Raw genomic sequence first — 338 nt, forward strand, 5'->3', positions numbered from 1 at the left:
GACAAATTCCTTACTTCAGCAAGAGGTAAGAGTAATCAGCAGGCGGTGTTCCTAGGCTCTGATGGGCGAAGCTACTCATTAGAATCGCATTCACTGCCTTCCGCAAGAAGTCAGGGCGAACCGATTACTGGGCGCTTGAATATCTCCACTGGAACCAGTATTCGACAGGTTCTGATGGGGGATGATGACCAGTTATGGCTAGTTGGCTCTGATGCAGGTTATGGATTTGTTTGTCGCGGTAGTGACCTATTGTCGAAAAACCGCAGTGGTAAGGCGTTAGTTAACTTACCGCAGGCCGCAGAGATCATGTCACCAAGTGTGATATCAGACCTTGATAG

At 48.5% G+C, this 338-nt stretch carries 1 pseudogene; it reads left to right on the forward strand.

Annotated features, from left to right (window positions below):
- Positions 1-338, forward strand: a pseudogene (locus AB4585_RS29495) (DNA topoisomerase IV subunit A); the annotation flags it as partial.

The organism is Vibrio sp. 10N.222.49.C9, from assembly GCF_041474985.1.
GTDB classification, from domain to species: Bacteria; Pseudomonadota; Gammaproteobacteria; order Enterobacterales; family Vibrionaceae; genus Vibrio; species Vibrio crassostreae_C.